This window comes from Ligilactobacillus pobuzihii E100301 = KCTC 13174 (assembly GCF_000349725.1).
Lineage (GTDB): Bacteria > Bacillota > Bacilli > Lactobacillales > Lactobacillaceae > Ligilactobacillus > Ligilactobacillus pobuzihii.
In genome coordinates this window covers 185,451-201,744 of the sequence record NZ_KB714697.1, presented here as the reverse complement: position 1 = coordinate 201,744, position 16,294 = coordinate 185,451, and the positions used below count along the sequence as shown (strand labels likewise).

Here is a 16,294-nt window from a genome sequence, read left to right as displayed (position 1 = left end):
AAGCTGCATTATCATATACGTTTAAACGTTTGATAACACAGCTTTTTTTGCTAGTACACCTTAAAGATTATTTCTGCAATTCTTCTTCGTAATCGCCATTCGGACATTTAACTTGTGCACCTTTTTTTGATTTTTTATAAACTAAATAATGTTTGCATTTTGGACAATTACGGCCAACCGGTTGATCCCAAGAAATGAAGTCACAATCGGGATAACGTGAACACCCATAAAAAATACGATTTTTCTTAGATTTACGTTCGACTACTTCACCTTTACTGCACTTGGGACAGGTTACACCGATTTTTTTGACGATTGCCTTAGTGTTACGGCAATCAGGGAAACGGCTACAAGCATAAAATTTACCGTAACGGCCCATTTTGATCAACATTGGTGCACCACAGATATCACAGTTAAAGCCAGCAGGCTCATCTTTGATCTTGACCTTTTCCAATTTTTGTTCGGCGCTGGTAACTTCTTTAGCAAATGGTCGGTAGAATTGATCGATCACGTTGACCCATTCTTGTTTTCCTTCTTCAATTTCATCAAGTTCATCTTCAAGATCAGCGGTGAACTTCACATCTAAAATGTCAGGAAAGCATTCGGCGATCATCGAATTAACTATCTCGCCTAGTTCAGTTGGTTCAAATTTGCGCGCAGTTAACTTAACGTAATATCGCTTTTGAATCGTACTTAGAGTCGGAGCATAGGTCGATGGACGACCAACACCATTTTCTTCAAGTGTTTTGATCAAAGTAGCTTCAGAATAACGTGCGGGTGGTAAAGTAAAGTGCTGACTCGGATCAGTTTTAACCAGCGAGACCTCATCACCTTCGCTTAAGTTTGGTAAAAGATTATCTTTTCGCTTTGATTCAGCATAAACTTTAGTATAACCGGGAAACTTCATCTTTGAACCGTTTGCTCTGAAAGTTACCTCATTTTGTTCTAAATCAGCCCGTACGGTATCAACGATAGCTGGAGTCATTTGACTGGCAACAAAACGTGACCAGACCAAAGAATAAAGTTTCATTTGGTCTTTGGTCAAATATTTTTCCATAGATCCAGGTGTCCGCAAAACAGAAGATGGACGGATCGCTTCGTGGGCATCTTGGGCATTTTCTGAAAGTTTACCTGCGCGTGGTTTAATAGCAGCATAATCACTACCATAGTTCTCAGTAATAAACCCAGCTGCTTCGTGTTTAGCAATAGTTGATACACGTGTGGAATCAGTCCGCATGTAAGTGATCAGTCCCACTGAACCGCCACGACCGATATTGATCCCTTCATAGAGCTGCTGAGCGATCATCATTGTTTTTTGCGTCCTAAATTTCAATGAATTGTTCGCTGTTTGCTGCATAGTAGAAGTCGTGAAAGGCAATGCGGGGAATCTTTTACGTTCCTTTTTGATAACTTTGGCAACTTCAAATGGCTTTTCTTTTGAAATTTTACTTAAGACGTTTTGAACGTCTTCATTATTTTTCAATGCAGTTTTTTTACCTTTGAGACCATAAAAAGCCGCATCAAACTTGCTACGCCCCTTTTTAAACTGCGAATCTATGTTCCAGTATTCTTCGGGAATGAATTCTTTAATTTCCCTTTCTCTTTGAATGATCAAGTTCAAAGCAATTGACTGGACACGACCTGCAGACAACCCTTTTTTAACTTTTGACCACAATAACGGAGAGATCGAATAACCAACTAAACGATCTAAAATTCGTCGCGCTTGTTGTGCATCAACTAAGTTCATATCAATGGCACGTGGATTTTTAAAAGCATTTTTGACGGTATCTTTAGTAATTTCATTAAAAACTACACGGTTCTTATCGTTCGGGTCTAGACCTAAAAGATATGACAAATGCCAAGCGATCGCTTCCCCCTCACGGTCCGGGTCGGCTGCAAGATAAACCTGCTTTGCTTTTTTTGCTTCCTTACGAAGCTCTTTAATGACGTCACCTTTACCCCTGATCGAAATGTAATGTGGCTCATAGTTATTATCTACATTGATACCCATCTTGCTTTTAGGTAGATCACGAATATGTCCAAGACTAGCCATCACTTTGTAACGTGAGCCTAAATATTTTTCGATAGTTTTTGCTTTTGAAGGTGATTCCACAATCACTAAATTCTTTTTTACTTTTCTTGTCGTTCTTTTCTTTTTTGCTTTTGTTTTGGGTGTTTTTTTTGGTTGTGTGGATGTCGGCAAAACGTCCCACTCCTTTATTTAGATTGTATTTTAATGATAATTGTTAGTTGGTTAAATCGCTTAACCAAAATCGATAACAATGTTATGCCTTTGAAGATTGGTTTGTCAAGCTGTTTGGAAAATCTTCAAGAATATCCCTACTATTTAAGACGGGTTTTGCACCGGCTTGGATTAATTCATTACAGCCAACTGACAGACTGCTGTCAATGCGACCAGGAATCGCTAAAACATTGCGATTTTCTTGTAAGGCCAGGTTAGCTGTGATCAGACTACCACTATGGTGTTTTGCTTCTACTACTAACAAACTATAACATAAACCAGCAATGATCCGATTACGTAGCGGGAAATGATAAGGTAATGGCTTTTGCCCGATCTCATATTCGGATAATACTAAGCCTTTTTTAGCGATCAAAGTTTGCAATTCATAATTGTCTTTTGGATAAGTTCGGTCAAGACCTGTCCCGATCACAGCAATGGTTGGTGCATGAGCTTTCAAAGCTAAACGATGAGCAAGACTATCAACACCTGTGGCGGCACCACTTACGATCGGGATTTGCGGGGTGCAGACATCTTTTAATACCAAAGGCAAAACGTCAGTTCCATAACTAGTCATTTTTCTGGCACCAACGACAGCTAAACTAGTCTCCTTCATTAATGAAAGATTTCCTTGATAAAATAAAATTATCGGTGGTTCAAATGTCTCTTTTAATTGAGTCGGATATTCAGGGTCAAGGATCGTTATAATTCCATTATGTCGCTGATTGATCAACATTTTTTGTGTAGTAGAATCTGAATGAAAATCAGCTAAAAAATGTTGCAGATCACTTTTAGTTCCTGTTAAGATTTTATCTAATTCAGTTACTTGGGGTTGTCTTTTATTTTGCTGCATAAAATTATAAATTTTGGTTTCACCTTTAATGCCAATTCCTGTACACAAATGAATCCTTAATAAAAATGATCGATCATCCATAAAAACGCCGCCTTTGCTTTTTATATGATACATACGCAAAAGGCGGCGTTTTTAATTATTTAATTTAGATTTAATTGGTTCAAAACTTTTACGGTGGATCGGAGTAATACCATTTTTTTCGATCTCTGCTAAGTGCTGCTTTGTCCCATAACCAGCGTTTTTTTCAAAACCATAACCAGGATAATCCTGAGCGTACTCTTCCATGATTTTATCACGGGCGACTTTCGCAATAATGCTGGCGGCTCCGATTGAAGCCGAACGTGCATCACCTTTTATCAATTTACGTTGCTTGATGGTTGTTTTTATCTGCATAGCGTCGATCAAAAGTTCTTCCGGCAATGGTATCAATTGTTCAACTGCTTGTTCCATTGCGAAGCGAGCTGCTTCATAAATATTGATCTCATCAATTTTTTTATTATCAGCTTGTCCGATCCCGATAGCGATCGCTTGTTCCTTGATCAAGGGTGCTAATTCAAGTCTTTTTTTGGCGCTGAGTTGTTTGGAATCATTGACATCATATAAATCAAAATCATGAGGTAAGATCACAGCTGCAGCTACGACTGGCCCTGCCAGTGGTCCACGCCCAACTTCATCGACCCCGGCAACAAATTGCACACCATTTGTCCATGATCTTTTTTCCAGTGTAAGTCTTTTTTCAAACTCTTTTCTTTTCAGTTCAATTTTTTCTTGACGTTTTTCAAAGCTTTTCAATAATTGCTTGACACCTTGGCGCTTGTCTGTATAAAGCTCATTTATCAGTTTAGCTGTAGAGTTTTCAGGTTGACTTTCAATGCTTTTTAACAGTGACCGGACATCTGTTATATTCATTTTCTTTGCCTTTTCACTAGTCATTTTGCTTCTCTTTTTTTGTAGTTCTTCCAGCAATTTGCAAAACTGGGTCTAAGGTATACCGCCCTAGTTTTTGTTTACGGATATCTTGGATCAAACGTTGTGCGCCTCGATCATAATCATCACGAAAACCTGCATTTTTAGTGATAGCTAAAAGTGTATCCACGTCTGAAGCTGTCATTTCTTCGTTAGTTAACCGATAACGTTCTTGTAGCTTTTGCGGTGCCTTTTCTTTGAAAAATTCAAGCGCATATAAAGCAATATCATCATCATGGAATAATTGGTCTTTAATTGCTCCCGTCAACGCTAATTTTTGACCTACCAATGGATCCTCGAATTTTGGCCATAAAATCCCTGGTGTGTCTAATAATTGTAAATTCTTACCAGCTTTTAACCATTGCTGTTTCTTGGTAACACCTGGCTTGTCCCCCACCGAAGCTACGTTTTTTTTGACCATATGATTGAGCAAAGTTGATTTACCAACATTAGGGATGCCAATACACATTACACTAATTTTTTTAGATTTAATTCCTTTTTCTTGACGTTTCTCAAGCTTATCGGCCAAGACGTTATTTATTTTTTTTTCGATCACTTTCAATGAACCATTAGTACTATCAACTGCAACTGCGGGTTGTCCCGTTGCTTCATAATAATTTATCCACCGCTGTGTTTCTTTAGGATCAGCTAGGTCCATTTTAGTTAAAACAATGATCGCGGGTTTATTTTTAAGAATATTTACAAGTTCAGGATTACGTGATGATTCAGGCAAACGAGCATCAACCAGTTCCAAAACGATGTCAACCGTCTTTAAATTTTCTTTAGCCTGACGTAAGGCTTTTGCCATATGGCCTGGATACCATTGAATGACTGCCATATTATTCCTCCTTGTTATCTGATCTTTATCAATAATCAGACTAGAATTTCATATTTTTATTATACACAAGACGTTCTTTTTAACCAAATTAACAAAACAATTGTTCAGTCAAAACAAATGAAAAACAAGTAACTAACATTACATTAATTACTTGCTAGATAAATTCTAATTAGCAGCTTTAATTGCGGTGTCATACGCTTTATCAGAATCAATAATAAATTGAGCAACTGATTCTTGAATACTATCGATCGTCTTTTTATCAGCGATACCATTTGTATTTAAGTGCTTAGTTTGTTGGAATCTTTTCACCGCATTTTTAGTCCCTGAATCATAATATCCATCAGTTCGGCCTGGTTTGTACCCTAAAGCCTTTAGGAATATTTGTAAACTTTTAACATTCTTGGAAACGTCATTTTCTTGATAATTTTTCTTATTATCAATGGCTGCTTGATAAGCGACAGACGGGTAATCTGCTTTGATCGAAGGTTTAACTCCTTTTTCATGGATCCAACTACCATCGGGTGTCAACCATTTAGCAACAGTTAACTTAAGTTCTGTTTTATCATTAAATGGCATTGCATTTTGAACAGTTCCTTTTCCAAATGATTTAGTTCCCACTAATTGATCATTAGCTGATTGTTTAAGGGCAGCAGCAAAAATTTCCGCGGCACTCGCAGAACCGCCGTTGATCATAACAACTGTTTTTTCATGAACTTTAAAGCCATCATCGTACTTTTTGCCAGCTTTATAAGCTTCCTTTTTTCCATCTCGTTGTTGTACTTGCATAATAGTTTTTCCATCTTTCAAGAACATCGAGGATAATTTTAATGCTTGATCCATCAAACCACCGGGGTTATTGCGCATGTCGATCACAAACGATTTTGCACCTTTTTTCCGCAATTGCTTAATCGTTTTTTTCATCTCTGTTGCAGTTTTTTCTGAGAAAGTGGTGACTTGAATATATCCGACATTTTTATTATTGTCATCTAATTTACCATTCACAGTTTTAACGGGAATAGTATCACGCTTAAACGTTTTTTCAAAAGTCGAGGAGCCACGTTTGATCGATAATTTAACGGAAGTTCCTTTTTTACCTCTGATCAAAGAAACTGCCTTATTGAGCGAGTATCCATCCAGTGATTTTCCATCAATTTTTAAAATAATATCTTTGGCTTTCAGGCCGCCTTTTTGAGCTGGAGTTCCAGAAATTGGAGAAACAATTTGAATTTGTTCTCCAGTTTTCCGAACTTCAGCACCAATTCCTGTAAAGCTAGACGAAATAGTTTCATTCAATGACTGAGTTTCAGATTTTGTCATATACTCTGAGAATTGGTCATCTAAAACATCAACCATCCCATTTAGGGCACCATTTTCAAGTTTTTTCTTGCTGATATTTTTGTAATAATATTTATCCAAAGCTTTATAAACTGTGTTGATTTTTTCCATTGATTCACTCGTTTGTTCTGCTGCTTGCAAACGTGAATTCATTATTACGAAAACACTGCTTCCTCCAAACAAAATTGCAACGATAGCAGTGATTATCAACGTTGTTAAGCTAAAGGATCTTTTTTTACCAGAAGAACTTTTTGTTTGTTTTTTTTCTTCCTTCAAAAATCATTCCCTCTTTCACTTAATTATTGAATTTTTTCAAGATATTTCTGCCACGCATCATCGAAAATTGTCATGGAGGGTAAGTAATTTCCATTCATTTCCAAATATTGTGACAGTCCTTCATAATCACTCAACTGTTTAGGAAAAGATTGATCATAAAATGCATTATTGGCAAATTGAACCACTTCATTATAATCATCGGGATCGCGAAGAGTCATTAAAAACTGATAAAAGCTCATCTCATTTTTCATTATTTTTCCTCCTCAGTTAATGGTATCAATATTTTGAAACGAATGCTGTCATTTTTTAAGTCTAATTCTTGACCCTTAGCTTGAATTCCCTGTTTTGTCTTCACGTGATTTAAATTTAAAATAATCTCAGATTTTTTAGGCGAGATCTGAACAGCTTGCCCAGTTTTAACGTTATTTTTAACATAATTTAGCACAAATTTAGTTGGTGCATTCAAAGAACCGATCGCAACAGACTTAATTTTTAACTTGATATTTCCATTTTTACTTAAAGTTGGTTTAGCATATAAAGTAAAGGAGACTTTCTCACCCAGCACTTTAGTTGTTCCAATTAAAATCGCCGATTTATTCAGAATAAATTTGTATTGTATATTGTTGCTGTCTTTTTGCTGATGATTTAAATAGTAATTAAGAGCACTACTTAATTGTTTTTTATTCATTTGAACATCGATCGAAGTCGTTTTATCAGCAGGTGTTTTAGTCTTGATTTCTTGTTCAACGCCCTTGTCAGGTGTATACACTTCAAGAATTATAAAAGCTACAAACGCAATGACCAACGCTAATAAAAAAGTAAAAGCAATTTTCCACGGGTCTTTAGGCTGCTTAGTGGCGTGGGCTTGTCTTTTTCTGTTTTTATTCTCCATTTTGGACCTCCTTGAACCATGTATCTTTATGTTTTACCATAATTTCATACAATTTTTGGGTCATTAGTTGATAACCGCGATCATTTGGATGAAAATGATCATCTGAAGATAAAAAGTTATTTTTTTCTTTATTATCAGACAGTAGTTTTTCAAGTTTTTTATTATTAGTATTACTTAAGTCTAAATTAGCTTCTTTTTTTAATTCTTTTTTAGACTTGCCATAATATTGACCCTCAGAAATTTGATGGTCGACGTCAACAAAATAAGTTGAATTTAGCTGTTGTACTTGATTATGAGCAGCTTTATTCCATTGATCGGTATATTCTTGTAGAGCTGTCATATTTGGAAAATATACATAAAATGGGTCGTAAACCGAAAACAAAAAGATAGGCGCACGTGAATTAACTGCACGCACATCCTTTAATAATGCAGTCATATTTACTTTGTATTGATCCTTAGCCACTTGCATGCTTTGGTTGAAATTATTAGATGACAATGTTTGAAAGTTATTCTGCAAAACGTGCATTAGATCGTTGCCACCAGCCGTGATTGTTATAATATCAGCTTTTTTTAATTGCTTTTTAATCTCTGGTTGGGAATCTAAACGCTGTTTGATTTCAGTTGTAGTGTCTCCAGTTTTACCAAAATTAGCTGTGTTTACTTTTTTAGCATCATTTTTTTGTAACTTTTGTTTAATTAAATAAACATAGCCACCACGCTCAGTCGTATCGCCAACACCATGTGTTAAAGAATCTCCCAATCCAACTAAGTTAAGGTGATCAAGCTTTTGATTTTGCTTATTTTTCTGCTTGTTAACTTGGTGTGATGTTGGTTCTGATCTGAAAGGCTGGTTTTGTAGTCGTGCCACCAAATAAAAAATTCCTAAAAAAATGCCACTAAGAACCAACAAAGACAATGTGAATTTGCCAATCTCAGTAATTTTTTTCATCTACCCCACCCTTATCAAACAAAATTTCGTACTCTAATCATAGCACGCCATTTTAATATTTTATAATTATCAGTCAGAATTTTTACATTTTATACCTAACTTTTTTTATTAAAAATCGTCTATACATATCGATCTATTCCTCAAACAAAAAACACTTTTCGCCATAATGAGCTACTAGCGAAATAGTGTTTAGCAATAAGTCACATTAAATTTAGACCGCTACAGGTGCTTTGATTGCTGGCCAAGATTCATAACCAATGACTTTAATGTCCGTTAGGTCTAATTCTCCAATATGTTTTTTTTCAGGATTCAACCAGAGTTGCGGTGCATCTTTAGGAGTACGTTGTAATTGTTCTTGGACTTGATCAAAATGATTAGTATAAATATGAGCATCGCCTAAGGTATGCACAAATTCGCCCACCTCTAAGCCAGTTTCGCGTGCGATCAGGTTAGTTAATAGTGCATAGCTGGCAATGTTAAACGGAACCCCTAAGAAAACATCTCCACTTCTTTGATATAACTGACAACTTAATCTTCCCTCTACCACGTAAAATTGAAAAAGTGTATGGCACGGTGGTAAAGCGGCAGAAGGGATATCTTCCGGATTCCAGGCAGTTACGATCATCCTTCTTGAATCCGGATCATTTTTTATCGTTTCGATCACATCATGGATCTGATCGATCGTCTCATTTGAACGAGTTTGCCAGCGACGCCACTGTGCACCATAGACATTCCCTAAATCACCATACTTAGCAGCAAAACTATCGTCAGCGATGATCCGTTGACAAAAAAGCTTTTTTTGCTGTTGATATTCTTTTTTAAATTGGGCATCTTGCTGTGCACGTAGTCCAAAATTATTCATATCTGGTCCCGTGTATTCAGGACTGTTGATCCAGTTCTCAAAAGCCCATTCGTCCCAAATATGATTTTTATGCTTCAATAGAAACTGAATATTTGTATCACCACGTAAAAACCACAACAATTCACTTTTTATTAAACCAAATGGAACTTTTTTAGTTGTTAATAACGGAAAACCTTGGTTGAGATCAAAGCGCATCTGGTAACCAAATAGACTCTTAGTTCCTGTACCTGTCCGATCTTCTTTATAGTGACCATGGTCTAAGATATCTCTGATTAATTGTAAATATGGTTCTTCCATGCTGGCCATTTTAATCCTCCCATTTTTTTACTATATTTAACTAGATAATATTTCTAGTTAAAAACAAAATACTATTCAACGTACTGCCCTAATTCTTCCCAACGGGCCATCTTTTGTTCGGATTCATTTTCTAAATCATTCAATTGCTGTTGCAGATCACCTAGTTGCAAATAGTCATCACCACTGATTTGTGACATTTGTTCTTTAACATCTGTCATTTTTTGCTCGATTTGATCAATTTCTTTTTCTAAATTGTCAAACTCGATCTGCTCAGCGTAGGTCAACTTAGTTTTAACTTTAGTTTGTTCACTTTGCGCTGAATTTTGTTGAGCAGTTTGAACAGTGGTATTTTTCGTCTTGTTTGCGACCTTAGTACTTTCCTTTTCTTGTTTCAAATAATCTGTAAATTGCCCTGTATATCGTTTGATCTGAGCGTCACCATTGAAAATTAATAATTGATCAGCAACTTTATCTAAGAAATATCGGTCATGAGAAACCGTAATAACAGTCCCGGCAAAAGTTTCCAAGTAGTTTTCTAAAATTGTCAATGTGCCAACATCTAAATCGTTAGTTGGTTCATCTAAGAATAAGACATTCGGTTGCATCATCAATAATTTCAACAAATAAAGGCGCCGTTTTTCACCACCAGAAAGTTTGCGGATCAGTGTACCATGCATGAAACGCGGAAATAAAAATTGTTCCAATAACTGTGTGGTACTAATTTGTTCACCCTCAGTATTAGTAACATTTTGGGCTACTTCATTTAGATAATTAATGACACGTTTATCTTCAGGTATCTGTTCAGTTTGTTGACGATAGTAAGCTGCTTTAACAGTTTCACCAACTATTATTTGACCTGAATCAAGTGGGGTCTGACCAGCTAATACATTTAAAAAACTGGTTTTTCCCGCACCATTTTTACCAGTAATTCCGATTCGATCCCCCGCGTTGATCATAGTACTAAAATCATGGATGATCTGATGCTTTCCGAGTTTTAAAGATGCGTTTTTGAGTTCAAGTACTTTTTTACCCAGTCGTTGTTGACCGAGATCGATGTCAATATTTTTATCGACTTGAACCTTGTCATTGACTTTGTCCGATAATTTTTCAAAGCGATTGATACGTGCCTGTTGTTTAGTAGAGCGCGCTTTAGCACCAGTCTTCATCCAAGCTAATTCTTTTTTGTAGAGCTGTTGGTTTTTATGTTCCTGTTGTAAAGCTTTCTTTTGTCTTTCGGCTTTTTGACGAACAAAAGCCTCGTAATTTCCTTGATAAGAAAACATTTTTCCAAAAGATAGTTCATAGATTTGATTAGTTACATGATCCAAAAAATAACGATCATGGGTCACGACTAAAAGAGCACCTTGATAATTTTTTAGATATTCTTCTAACCAATCGATCGAATCAAAATCTAAATGGTTAGTTGGTTCGTCTAAAATTAATAAATCAGGGTTTTGAATCAAGATTTGAGCTAATCCCACACGTTTTTTTTGTCCACCAGATAAAGAAGCAACTTTTTGGTCTAATTCATTCAAATGTAATTGTGTCAAAATCGTTTTTACATCATTTTCCGCTGTCCAAGCGTCTGCTTCATTCATGCGTTCTTCCGCACTTGAATAACGTTCTACAAATTGTTTTTGGTCAGGATTTTGTTCTAGATCATGTAAAGCTTCTTCATATGCACGGATCACCTTAAACACTGGAGCACCGCCCTCAAAAACGGCTTCCATAACTGTTTTATCAGTCGCTAATTCAGGTTCTTGTTGTAAATACCCGATCTCATAGTCATTAGCATGGATCAGTTCACCTGAATCAGCAGGATCAATTCCACTAATTGCATTTAGCAAAGTTGTTTTACCTGAACCATTTGTACCGATCAAACCGATTCGGTCATGTTCATTGATTATAAAATTTAAGTCTTCAAATAATTTTTTTTCGCCATATGTTTTTGTTAAATGTTCTACACGTAATGTTTGCAATTTTTTTCACTCTTTCATGCAAATGTTGTCCAAAACTCTAGATAAAAACAATCTATATCAAGGATTTTGCATATTGCAATAAACTGTTTTTGTCATTATTCAATTCACCATTTAAAACCATTTCCTCAACCAAATTAATGATTTTACCAATCTTTGGACCAGGTTTAATTTTTAATTCTTTTATCAAGTCATTACCAGTCAAAGTAAGCTCCCTTTTATTCTTAATTGGCAAAGAAACGTACATAGAATGTAATTTTTCATCTGGGAGCGCAGAATTTTCATACTTAGCCACTTGATTGGCCACTAACAATAATGGTAAACCAGTTTCATAAAGAAGTTTCGGCTCTAATTGCGGAAAATTTTCTAATGCATTTTGTGCTGTGGTGACATCTTTGATCAAATCATTTGAACTTTTCCACTTACGTAGCATTTGACCGGTTTCTTTCGGTTTGAGACCAAAGTAATGTGCCAGCAAAACCCAGACAGTTACTTCATTATCAAGACTTAACCCGGAAAGATCAGCAATTTTTTTTAAGTTATTTTCATGATCTTTAAAGCAAGGACAATATAGATACATTTTGGTTCTGATAAATTCTGCCAGGGCATGATCGACCGTTTTTCCAAGCATTAGCTTGACCCACTCCACATGTATCCTTTCAACTGCTATTTTTGTCAATAGCTGTGCATTATCACTAATCGCTTGACGCGTTTGCTTTTCTAAAGTGAAACCTAATTGGCTTACAAAACGAACTGCACGCATCATTCGTAAGGCATCTTCGTGAAAACGTTCAGCTGGTTGTCCTACGGCTTTTATTTTTTTGGCCTTTAAGTCAGCCAATCCGCCAAACAAATCAATGATTTTTCCTGTTGGATCCATTGCTAATGCGTTGATCGTTAAATCTCGACGTTTAAGATCGTCTTTTAGTGAACGAACAAAGGTCACATGGTCAGGCCTTCTAAAGTCTTGATAACCACTTTCAGTTCTAAAAGTAGTCACCTCATACCCATTCCCATGGTCCAAAACCATAATTGTCCCATGTTTGATACCTGTGTCAACTGTCCGTTTAAAAATATTTTTGACTTCAGCTGGATACGCATTCGTTGCAATATCTACATCATTTATTTGTGAGCCTAATAAAGTATCACGGACACTTCCACCGACAAAGTACGCTTCAAAGCCATGAGTTTGTAGTTGTTTTAGGACAGGAAGAGCGTCAAGAAATTTTTGCGGTAAATTTGTTACTCTCATAGGATATTTTCTAGCCCTACTTTCAAACCGGAGACTTGGTTTATTTTTTCGATCGCAAGTGCCACACCAGTCATAAATGAAGCACGATCAAATGAGTCTTGTCTAATTGTCAAGGCTTCGCCCGGTGCACCAAATAAAACTTGTTCATGAGCAACGTATCCCGGTAAACGAACAGCATGTAGCCTGATACCATCATATTCGCCTCCACGAGAGCCAGAGATAGTTTCTTTTTCGTTGGGATCTCCTTGCCGATGAGATTGACGTACTTCGGAAATCTTCTTAGCAGTATTTATCGCAGTTCCTGAAGGAGCATCTTGTTTTTGGTCATGATGCATTTCGATTATTTCGGTATCTGGGAAATATTTAGCGGCTTGTTGAGCAAATTGCATCAATAACACAGCTGAAATGCCGAAATTCGGCACTATCAAGCCCGAAATATCCTTTTTATCTGCAATACCTTGTAAGTCTGTTATTTGCGCATCAGATAGCCCTGTCGTTCCAATCAAAGGGTGGATCTCTTTTTGTAATGCAGCTTTGACATTCTCATAAACTGACCGAGGTGATGTAAAGTCTACCCATATATCTGCATACTTGGCAGGAATAGTTGTAAGATCATGATATACGGGGATCTTAAGTTCTTCTTTAATCAAAGAATCTTCAAGTGAATGTGGATCATAAACACCTACTAATTCAAAGTTTTCATGTTTTAATATCATGGATACAGTTTGTTGGCCCATTTTGCCTTTGTATCCAGCAACTAAAATTTTAATCACTGACACCATCCCTTTACAAAAGTCTTGCTACTATTCTAGCAAATCTGCTACTAAAATAATAGTAACAGATCAGGTACTTCTTGTTGTTTGGTTGTTTGAATTTTGCTATAGTTAAAGTAACTTGTTACTTTAACTTGATGAAAGGAATGTGAAAGAATGAGTTTTCCTTATGAAAAACGATTTAGACGTTTCTTGCAAAATGACAAATTAGTTATCAAAGTCACCGAAAGTGATACTTGTCATGATGTTAATGATCTGTTTATTTATTTACGTAATTTCAATGATAATTATCGCCAGAGTGCTGATTTGTCAAATTTAGAAGAATCAGATATTGTTGAATATTTAATTATGCTCCAGACAAAAAGAAATATAAAAAATACGACTTACAATAAGGTATTAACGCACTTGAATACTTATTTTAAATTTTTATTCAAATTTAAATTATCATCCGCTTTACCTACTATTTCATTACAAGGTCTTGAAAGACCACAAAAAGAATTAGTTGACATTTATGGCTGGCAAAAAGACTTGCCTTCCTATTTAATTAGTTCAAATTTATCAAATTATACCAAAATGGTTTTACTTTTATTAGCACATTTTTATACGATCACAGAAATTGTAACGCCAGGATTCCATCAGCTTTTGGAACGTTTGGATTGGTCAAAAAATGAACAACGGTTCATAACTACATTTCTTCAAGAAGAACGACCGAAGCAACAAATGCAGCAATGCTCAGATTTATTTTTAAAAGCTCGTCTTGACCTTTCTGAGCCACGCTTATCTGTCGCTGGTCTGCATAAAATATTAAAAAAAGATCAAACGTATTGTCAATTACCCCTTTCTCCTCGTCGCTTACGTCAAGCAGCAATCGAAGCTTATCTGAATGAATATCAAGAAAAAACTGACGGACAACTATGTGCAATTCTACGACTTGATCAGGCCTCACTAAATTATTACCGCAACCTCTCTGTAAAAAATTTATAACATAAAAAAACAAAGGTACAGCTATTCTATGAATAAAAGCGTCCTTTGGTTTTTGTTTAATCTTGAATTTCATCCCAAAACAAATTCATATCGGGGTCATTAGGATAAATTGCTAAAAATTTCTGTGCACAATCTCTTGCTTCTTTTCTTTTACCAGCATTGCGGAAAAAAACAGCAGCGTCAGATAAAAAATCTGGTGAATTGCTTAATTCTTGAAATGCTGCTTCATAGTCATCAAGCGCATCAGAATAATTATCTATGGCGGCAAAAGAACGACCTTGGTTCCATAACAATCGTGCATCAGATTGATCTTGCTTTTGATAAAATTGAATCAAGTCTAAATTGTCTGAGTGACGTTTTAAAAAAACAAGCAAATTACTTAAATCGATCACTAAAGTTAGGTTATCAGGATCCTGTTTTAGAGCGGTACGTAAATATTTTTCAGCAGTTTCATCTTGTCCTAATTTATGTGCCATTCGGCTAGCATTTTGATAAAGGGAAATATTATATTGATCGATAGTTAAACCGTCTTGTAGTGTCAGTAATGCATCTGCAAACTGGCCTTTGTTTTCATAGATCTTAGCAATATAGGGATAAATTGTCGCATAATCAGGGTCAGTTTCTTTTAACTTATTGAAATTACGTAAAGCATCATCTTCATGATGTAACTCATATTGTGTTACGGCTAGCTGGAAACGAGTATCTGATTCTAGATCTTCTTCGTGGATCTGCTCCAAATAACCTAAAGCTTGTTCAAATTTTCCAATTTCTGCATAACAAACACCTAACCTACCTACAATATTAACGCGAGAATAAGACTGTATCCCCTGTTTGATCAAACCTAGATAATAATTCAATGCCTTACGGTATTCTTTAATACTAAAGTATAACTCGGCTAATGCAAACTGAATTACTTCTTCATCCGGAGCTAATTGTAAAGCAGTTAACAATTTTTGCTCGCTGACTTCAAACAAGCCCTGAGTCTGATACAAATCAGCTTCTACTAGCAAAGCTTCAATGTATGCTGGAGAAGAAGGAGCAATCTCAGTTAAATACTCCAGTGCTTGATCGTCTTCACCTTCACTGATTGCGATATCTGCTAAAGCAGTACGTAATTCATCTTCTTTGGGATAACGGTCCAAGAGTAACTTATATGTCCTTTTGGACATCGAAGAAAATCCTAATGAATATAGTTCTTCTGCTAAACTAAATAAAACATCGTCGTCATCTTTACGCAATGCCCAAGCAAATTGTTTTTTTGCCTCATTGATCTGTCCTAATTCTAGATTAGACAACGTATCTTCTGAATAACTCATAACAGTGCTCCTTTACTTCTTAATTGATCTAATAATATATATCATTCTAGCAGTATTTTATCAACTATGGGGACTACAGCTCATTTTAAATGTTTGCCTAATTAAAAAAGGACCAGGATAAGAAGTTTCTTACCTGATCCGTTTCAATGCAGTTGTTTTATTTAACAACATCCTTCAGAGCTTTGCCTGGCTTAAATGCAGGGACTTTGCTTGCAGGAATTTGAATTTCTGCACCTGTTTGTGGGTTGCGGCCTTTACGAGCAGCGCGTTCGCGTACCTCAAAGTTACCAAAACCGATAAGTTGAACCTTTTCGCCATCCTTTAAGAAATCTTGGATTGAACCGAAAACAGCATCAACTGCAACAGTTGCGTCCTTCTTTGTCAAACCTGTTTTTTCTGCAACAGTTTCGATCAATTGTGCTTTGTTTGCCATGTGTTTCACCTCCTGAACTAGATCTCAGATATAAAATAATCTTTATATCTATTCTA

General features: G+C 36.0%; 15 protein-coding genes. 1 reads left to right on the top strand and 14 read right to left on the bottom strand.

The genetic code is table 11. The features are described 5' to 3' along the window. Nucleotides 1-67: 67 nt before the first annotated feature. The 12 genes from topA to dapB form a co-directional block, all read right to left on the bottom strand. Nucleotides 68-2,200: a type I DNA topoisomerase gene (topA, locus tag LACPOB_RS0107210; RefSeq protein WP_017868161.1), complete on the bottom strand. Its 2,133-nt coding sequence runs from the start codon at nt 2,198-2,200 to the stop codon at nt 68-70. An 82-nt stretch (nt 2,201-2,282) separates the two neighbouring features. Next, nucleotides 2,283-3,170: a DNA-processing protein DprA gene (gene dprA / locus LACPOB_RS0107205; protein WP_017868160.1), complete on the bottom strand. Its 888-nt coding sequence runs from the start codon at nt 3,168-3,170 to the stop codon at nt 2,283-2,285. A gap of 51 nt (nt 3,171-3,221) precedes the next feature. Beyond that, nucleotides 3,222-4,022, bottom strand: a complete 801-nt coding sequence (rnhB, locus tag LACPOB_RS0107200; protein WP_017868159.1) for a ribonuclease HII — start codon at nt 4,020-4,022, stop codon at nt 3,222-3,224. After that, entirely contained in the window at nt 4,015-4,893 is an 879-nt protein-coding gene (gene ylqF / locus LACPOB_RS0107195) for a ribosome biogenesis GTPase YlqF (protein WP_017868158.1), read from the bottom strand. The genes rnhB and ylqF overlap by 8 nt, the downstream gene beginning before the upstream one ends. Before the next feature lie 165 nt (nt 4,894-5,058). Next, on the bottom strand, nt 5,059-6,504 hold the full coding sequence (locus LACPOB_RS0107190) for a S41 family peptidase (protein ID WP_017868157.1): 1,446 nt from the start codon (nt 6,502-6,504) through the stop codon (nt 5,059-5,061). A gap of 23 nt (nt 6,505-6,527) precedes the next feature. Then, nucleotides 6,528-6,755, bottom strand: a complete 228-nt coding sequence (locus LACPOB_RS0107185) for a YozE family protein (protein ID WP_017868156.1) — start codon at nt 6,753-6,755, stop codon at nt 6,528-6,530. After that, nucleotides 6,755-7,396 carry a YpmS family protein gene (locus LACPOB_RS0107180; protein WP_017868155.1) on the bottom strand — a complete coding sequence of 214 codons (642 nt, stop codon included), beginning with the start codon at nt 7,394-7,396 and terminating at the stop codon, nt 6,755-6,757. Before LACPOB_RS0107180 ends, LACPOB_RS0107185 begins: the two co-directional genes overlap by 1 nt. Beyond that, nucleotides 7,386-8,345, bottom strand: a complete 960-nt coding sequence (locus LACPOB_RS0107175) for an SGNH/GDSL hydrolase family protein (protein ID WP_017868154.1) — start codon at nt 8,343-8,345, stop codon at nt 7,386-7,388. Before LACPOB_RS0107175 ends, LACPOB_RS0107180 begins: the two co-directional genes overlap by 11 nt. Nucleotides 8,346-8,556: 211 nt before the next feature. Beyond that, nucleotides 8,557-9,513 (bottom strand): thymidylate synthase, encoded by a 957-nt coding sequence (locus LACPOB_RS0107170; protein ID WP_017868153.1) that lies wholly within the window; start codon nt 9,511-9,513, stop codon nt 8,557-8,559. 62 nt (nt 9,514-9,575) lie between these two features. Next, on the bottom strand, nt 9,576-11,483 hold the full coding sequence (locus LACPOB_RS0107165; protein ID WP_017868152.1) for an ABC-F family ATP-binding cassette domain-containing protein: 1,908 nt from the start codon (nt 11,481-11,483) through the stop codon (nt 9,576-9,578). A 52-nt stretch (nt 11,484-11,535) separates the two neighbouring features. Continuing rightward, nucleotides 11,536-12,732, bottom strand: a complete 1,197-nt coding sequence (locus tag LACPOB_RS0107160; protein WP_017868151.1) for a CCA tRNA nucleotidyltransferase — start codon at nt 12,730-12,732, stop codon at nt 11,536-11,538. Further along, complete coding sequence (gene dapB, locus LACPOB_RS0107155; RefSeq protein ID WP_017868150.1) at nt 12,729-13,505, bottom strand: 4-hydroxy-tetrahydrodipicolinate reductase; 777 nt, start codon at nt 13,503-13,505, stop codon at nt 12,729-12,731. Before dapB ends, LACPOB_RS0107160 begins: the two co-directional genes overlap by 4 nt. A 156-nt stretch (nt 13,506-13,661) precedes the next feature. On the opposite strand from dapB, the gene LACPOB_RS0107150 reads away from it, so the two are divergent. Continuing rightward, nucleotides 13,662-14,489: a hypothetical protein gene (locus tag LACPOB_RS0107150; RefSeq protein WP_017868149.1), complete on the top strand. Its 828-nt coding sequence runs from the start codon at nt 13,662-13,664 to the stop codon at nt 14,487-14,489. Between the two features lie 56 nt (nt 14,490-14,545). On the opposite strand, the gene LACPOB_RS0107145 is transcribed toward LACPOB_RS0107150, so the two are convergent. Together LACPOB_RS0107145 and hbs are read right to left on the bottom strand one after the other, a co-directional pair. Next, nucleotides 14,546-15,805 carry a tetratricopeptide repeat protein gene (locus tag LACPOB_RS0107145; protein WP_017868148.1) on the bottom strand — a complete coding sequence of 420 codons (1,260 nt, stop codon included), beginning with the start codon at nt 15,803-15,805 and terminating at the stop codon, nt 14,546-14,548. Between the two features lie 157 nt (nt 15,806-15,962). After that, nucleotides 15,963-16,238 (bottom strand): non-specific DNA-binding protein Hbs, encoded by a 276-nt coding sequence (hbs, locus tag LACPOB_RS0107140; protein WP_017868147.1) that lies wholly within the window; start codon nt 16,236-16,238, stop codon nt 15,963-15,965. Between the last annotated feature and the right edge of the window lie 56 nt (nt 16,239-16,294).

Bases quoted from the DNA above. Each gene is read 5' to 3' on its own strand.
- LACPOB_RS0107145 (WP_017868148.1), bottom strand. From the start codon at position 15,805: ATGAGTTATTCAGAAGATACGTTGTCTAATCTAGAATTAGGACAGATC.
- LACPOB_RS0107185 (WP_017868156.1), bottom strand. From the start codon at position 6,755: ATGAAAAATGAGATGAGCTTTTATCAGTTTTTAATGACTCTTCGCGAT.
- LACPOB_RS0107150 (WP_017868149.1), top strand. From the start codon at position 13,662: ATGAGTTTTCCTTATGAAAAACGATTTAGACGTTTCTTGCAAAATGAC.
- dprA (WP_017868160.1), bottom strand. From the start codon at position 3,170: ATGGATGATCGATCATTTTTATTAAGGATTCATTTGTGTACAGGAATT.
- hbs (WP_017868147.1), bottom strand. From the start codon at position 16,238: ATGGCAAACAAAGCACAATTGATCGAAACTGTTGCAGAAAAAACAGGT.
- rnhB (WP_017868159.1), bottom strand. From the start codon at position 4,022: ATGACTAGTGAAAAGGCAAAGAAAATGAATATAACAGATGTCCGGTCA.
- LACPOB_RS0107175 (WP_017868154.1), bottom strand. From the start codon at position 8,345: ATGAAAAAAATTACTGAGATTGGCAAATTCACATTGTCTTTGTTGGTT.
- LACPOB_RS0107170 (WP_017868153.1), bottom strand. From the start codon at position 9,513: ATGGCCAGCATGGAAGAACCATATTTACAATTAATCAGAGATATCTTA.
- ylqF (WP_017868158.1), bottom strand. From the start codon at position 4,893: ATGGCAGTCATTCAATGGTATCCAGGCCATATGGCAAAAGCCTTACGT.
- LACPOB_RS0107160 (WP_017868151.1), bottom strand. From the start codon at position 12,732: ATGAGAGTAACAAATTTACCGCAAAAATTTCTTGACGCTCTTCCTGTC.
- LACPOB_RS0107180 (WP_017868155.1), bottom strand. From the start codon at position 7,396: ATGGAGAATAAAAACAGAAAAAGACAAGCCCACGCCACTAAGCAGCCT.